Origin of the sequence: Streptomyces synnematoformans (assembly GCF_039531005.1) — a bacterium.
Taxonomy (GTDB): domain Bacteria; phylum Actinomycetota; class Actinomycetes; order Streptomycetales; family Streptomycetaceae; genus Streptomyces; species Streptomyces synnematoformans.
The window spans coordinates 1-5,050 of record NZ_BAAAPF010000413.1; the positions used below are offsets into that span (position 1 = coordinate 1).

General features: G+C 75.8%; 3 protein-coding genes. 1 reads left to right on the forward strand and 2 read right to left on the reverse strand.

Annotation, left to right across the window (positions count from 1 at the left end; translation table 11 throughout):
- Positions 1 to 108: 108 nt before the first annotated feature.
- A complete protein-coding gene (locus tag ABD317_RS33305; protein ID WP_344294999.1) occupies positions 109 to 2,019 on the reverse strand; it encodes an AMP-dependent synthetase/ligase in 1,911 nt (636 codons plus the stop codon).
- A gap of 26 nt (positions 2,020 to 2,045) precedes the next feature.
- Positions 2,046 to 3,410: an acetyl-CoA C-acetyltransferase gene (locus ABD317_RS33310; RefSeq protein ID WP_344295001.1), complete on the reverse strand. Its 1,365-nt coding sequence runs from the start codon at positions 3,408 to 3,410 to the stop codon at positions 2,046 to 2,048.
- Between the two features lie 106 nt (positions 3,411 to 3,516).
- Here ABD317_RS33310 and ABD317_RS33315 point away from each other — a divergent pair, with 106 nt between their 5' ends.
- Complete coding sequence (locus tag ABD317_RS33315) at positions 3,517 to 4,875, forward strand: 3-oxoacyl-ACP reductase (RefSeq protein ID WP_344295003.1); 1,359 nt, start codon at positions 3,517 to 3,519, stop codon at positions 4,873 to 4,875.
- Positions 4,876 to 5,050: the final 175 nt, after the last annotated feature.

Genomic DNA, 5,050 nt, shown 5'->3' on the forward strand with positions numbered 1-5,050 from the left:
CCCCCGCACCCGACCCACCCGGCGACAGACCGCCACCCCGACGCCGCACCCCCGCCCAGGGTATGCCGCCTCACCGACAACGCCGTCTCAGCCCGCGCCGCCCGGCGGCTACCCCTCGTACAGTGCCTCGATCTCCGCCGCGTACGCCTCCGCCACCGCGTGCCGCCGCACCTTCAGCGACGGCGTCAGCATCCCGTTCTCCTCCGTGAATTCCCCGGCCACGATCGCGAACCGGCGCACCGACTCCGCCCGCGACACCGCCTCGTTCGCGTAGTCCACCGCCCGCTGCACGTCCGCCCGCAGCTCCGGATCGTCCCGCAGCCGGGCGGCCGGCGTGTCCCGCGGCCGCTTGCGCACCGCCAGCCAGTGCGCCAGCGCCTCCGGCTCCAGCGTCACCAGCGCCGCCACGTACGGCCGTTTGTCGCCGACGACCATCACCTGCCCCACCGGCGGCCGGCTGCGCATCCGGTCCTCCAGCACCGCGGGCGAGACGTTCTTGCCGCCGGTGGTGATGAGGATGTCCTTCTTCCGCCCGGTGATCGTCAGATAGCCGTCCTCGTCCAGCGCGCCGAGGTCGCCGGTGGCGAACCAGCCGTCGGCCAGCACCTCCCCGGTCGCCGCCGCGTTCCGCCAGTACCCGTCGAAGACGATGCCGCCCTTGACCAGCACCTCGCCGTCGTCCGCGATCCGCACCGCCGTCCCCGGCAGCGGCCGGCCCACGGTGCCGGGGCGGGGGCGCAGCGGCGGGGTGAGGGTGGCGGCGGCGGAGGTCTCGGTGAGACCGTAGCCCTCGTAGATCACGACGCCCGCGGCGTAGAAGAAGAGGTTGAGGTTGCGGTCGAGCGGGGAGCCGCCGCTGAGGGCGTAGTGGAGCCGGCCGCCCAACTCCTTGCGGATGCGCCGGTAGACCAGCAGCTCGTACAGCCCCCACGCCAGTGTCAGCCCGGGGCCGGGGCCCTTGCCGGTGCCGAGGAACCTGTTCAGGGACGCCTCGCCGTAGCGCACCGCGATGCGGTCGGCGCGGTCGAAGGACGACCCGCGGCCGAGCTTCTCGGCCATCTCCCGCCCGGTGTCGTGGATCTTCTCGAAGAGGTACGGGACGCCGACGAGGAACGTCGGCTTGAAGACCTTGAACTCCGGGCGCAGCTCGTCGGGTCTGATCGACGGCCAGTGGCCGATCTCGATGCGCGCGGACAGGCACGCTATCTGGATCGTCCGGCCGAGGATGTGCGCCAGCGGCAGGAAGAGGAGCGTCGCCGCGGTCTGCCCGGTGACCTCCTTGAAGATCGGGTGCAGCAGCTCGACGCTGTTGGCGGCCTCGGCGTACAGGTTGCCGTGGGTGAGGACACAGCCCTTGGGGAGGCCGGTGGTGCCGGAGGTGTAGCAGACGGTGGCGACGGTGCCGGGGGTGAGGGCGGCGCGGCGGCGGGCGACCTCGTCGTCCGGTACGTCCCGGCCGAGGTCCTTCAGCTCGCCGAGCCCGCCGGCGTCGAGCTGCCAGACGCGCGCCTCGGCGGCGGCGGTGCGTACGGTCCGCTCGTTGTCCGCGGACTCGGCGACGACGAAGCGGGTGCCGGAGTCGCGCAGGATCCACTCGACCTGGTCGGCCGAGGAGGTGGGGTACACGGGCACGGACTGGCCGCCGGCGGCCCAGACGGCGAAGTCCAGCACGCACCACTCGTAGCGCGTACGGGACATGATCGCGACCCGGCCGCCGGGTTCAAGACCGGCGGCGACGAGGCCCTTCGCCACCGCCGTGACCTCGTCGGCGAACGCGGACGCGGTGACCGGGACCCACCGGCCGCCGGCCTTGCGGCGGATCACGGGGGCGCCGGGGGCCTCGGCGGCGTTGGTGTAGGGGATGTCGGCGACGGCGCTGCCGGCGTCGGGGGGCGGTGCGGCGAGCCGGGGGGCGGCGGCCCGGCGTACGACGCCGTCGTCCCGCGTCACCTCGACGGGGGCGCGCCCGGCGAGGTCCCACCGCTTCTTCGCGGTCTTCAGGTCCTTTCGTACGCCCACTTTCGCTCCTTTTCGGTAGCGGAGGTTCAGGCTTCGAGCAGGGCCGTGACGCCCTGCCCGCCGGCGGCGCAGACGGAGATCAGCCCGCGTACGGGCGCGGCGTCGTCGCCGCCCGCACCCGCGCGCTCCGCCGCCCGCTCGTGCAGCAGCTTCGCCAGTGTCGCGACGATCCGCCCGCCGGTCGCGGCGAAGGGGTGCCCGGCGGCGAGCGAGGAGCCGGCGACGTTCAGCCGCTCCCGGTCGACGGCGCCCAGCGGCCCCTCGCGGCCCAGGCGCTCCGTGCAGAACACCGGGTCCTCCCAGGCGGCGAGGGTGGCGAGCACCTGGGAGGCGAACGCCTCGTGGATCTCGTACAGGCCGAGGTCCGCCAGGTCCAGGCCGGCGTCGGCCAGCAGCCGCGGGACCACGAACGCCGGCGCCATCAGCAGCCCGTCCGGACCGTCGACGAAGTCGACCGCGCCGGTGCGCGCGTGCGTGAGGTACGCCAGCACCGGCAGCCCGCGTGCCGCGGCCCACTCCTCGCTGGCGAGCAGCACGGTGGCGGCGCCGTCGGTGAGCGGGGTGGAGTTGCCGGCGGTCATGGTGGCGTCGGGCGCGTCGGTCCCGAACACGGGCCCCAGCCGGGCCAGTTTCTCCGGCGTGGAGCCGGGGCGCAGGTTCTGGTCGCGCTCCAGCCCGCGGAAGGGCGTGAGCAGGCTGTCGAAGAAGCCCGCGTCGTACGCCGCGGCCAGCCGGCGGTGGCTGGTGGCGGCCAGCTCGTCCTGCGCGGCGCGCGGCACCCGCCACTCGCGGGCGGTGCGCGCGGCGTGCTCGCCCATGGAAAGACCGGTGCGCGGCTCGGCGTTGCGCGGGATGTCGGGGACGACGTGCCGCGGGCGCAGCCCGGCGAGGGCGGCGGCGCGCCGGCCGAGGGTCTGCTGCCGGCGCGCGGCGAGCAGCACCCGGCGCAGGCCGTCGTTGAGGCCGAGGGGGGCGTCGCTGGCGGTGTCGACGCCGCCGCCGACGCCCGCGTCGATCTGGCCGAGCGCGATCTTGTTGGCGACGAGGATCACGGTCTCCAGGCCGGTGCCGCAGGCCTGCTGGACATCGTACGCGGGGGTGCGGTGGTCGAGCCTGCTGCCGAGGACGACCTCGCGGGCCAGGTTGAAGTCGCGGCTGTGCTTGAGCACGGCGCCGGCGACGAACTCGTCGAGCAGCGCGCCGCCGAGCCCGTACCGCTCGACGAGGCCGTCGAGGGCGGCGGAGAGCATCTCCTGGTTGGCCGCGGTGGCGTACGCGCCGTCCGCGCGGGCGAAGGGGATCCGGTTGCCGCCGACGATCGCGACGCGGCGCGCGCCCGCGCCGCCGCTGCTGCCGCGCCCGCCCGCTCCCGCGTTCACCGGTGCCGTCATCGCCACGCTCCTCCGTCGCTTCGCCGCCGCGGCTTGTGCTGCCGCGGGCCGGTTCCTACGCTTCCTTACTCTGGAGTAAACTTACTCAGGCGTAGGGAGAAATCCAATGGCCGATCGCTACCAGAAACTCACGAGCCGGCCGGCCGGGGCCTTCGTCGCCAGGCGGCTCGGCCTCCCGCGGCCCGCGGGGCTGGAGCGGTACCGGCCGGGGCAGCCCGTGGCCCGCGGGCCCGTCGTCCTCGGCGGCGCCGCGGGCGGGCGGATGCACAAGACGCTGCGCGAGCTGCTGGAATCGGCGGGCGCGGAGGTGCTGCCGGCGGAGGCGGCGGCGGGGGCCGGGCCCTCCGTCCCCGCCGGATCGCTGGTCTTCGACGCCACCGGCATCGACTCCTCCGCCCGGCTGCGGGCGCTCTACGACTTCCTCCACCCCCGGATACGCGCGCTCGCCCCCTGCGGGCGGGTCGTGGTCGTCGGCACGCCGCCGGAGCACGCGGCGGGCGGCCCGGGCGAGGCGGCGGCGCAGCGGGCGCTGGAGGGGTTCGTCAGGTCGGTCGGCAAGGAGCTGCGGGACGGGTCGACCGCGCACCTGCTGCTGGTCGCGCCGGGGGCGGAGGGCGGTCTGGAGTCGACGCTGCGCTTCGCGCTGTCGGCCCGCTCGGCGTACGTCTCGGGGCAGGCGCTGCGCGTCACCGGCACGGCGCCGGTGCCGGCGACGGCGGACTGGGAGCGCCCGCTGGCCGGGAAGACGGCGCTGGTCACCGGCGCGTCGCGGGGGATCGGCGCGGTGGTGGCCGGCACGCTGCACCGCGACGGGGCGCACGTCGTGTGCCTGGACGTCGCCGCGCAGGCCGCCGGGCTGCGGGCGGTGGCGGACCGGATCGGCGGCGGGGCGCTGGAGCTGGACATCACCGCGGCGGACGCCGGCGACCGGCTCGCCGGGTACCTGGACGAGCACCACGGCGGCGTCGACGTCGTCGTGCACAACGCGGGCGTCACCCGCGACAAGACGCTGGGGCGGATGAGCGCCGACCAGTGGGAAGCGGTCATCGGCGTCAACCTCACCGCCGTCGAGACCCTCACCGCCCGCCTCCTCGACTCCGGCCTGCTGCGCGGCGGCGGCCGGGTCGTGTGCACCTCCTCGATCAGCGGCATCGCGGGCAACGTCGGCCAGACCAACTACGCGGCCAGCAAAGCCGGTCTCATCGGTTACGTCCAGGCCGCCGCCCCGGCCGCGGCCGCACGCGGCGTGACGGTCAACGCGGTCGCGCCCGGGTTCGTCGAGACGCGGATGACCGCGGCGGTCCCGCTGGTCATCCGCGAGGCGGGCCGCCGTATGAACAGCCTGAAGCAGGGCGGGCTGCCGGTGGACGTCGCGGAGGCGGTGGCGTACTTCGCGGCGCCGGGGAGCGGGGCCGTGACCGGGCAGGTGCTGCGGGTGTGCGGCCAGGCGCTGCTGGGGGCGTGAGGTGGAGACACGGGAACTGACCGGGGCGCCGGGGCTGCTGCCGCTGTACGCGCGTGCGGTGGTGCCGAAGCGGCGGAGGCGGACGGCGGCCGGGGCGGCGGCCGGGGCGGCGGCCGGGGACGCCGGCGGCACCGGTCCCGGAACCCCCGCCGTACCCCCGCGCCGCCTCGTCCTG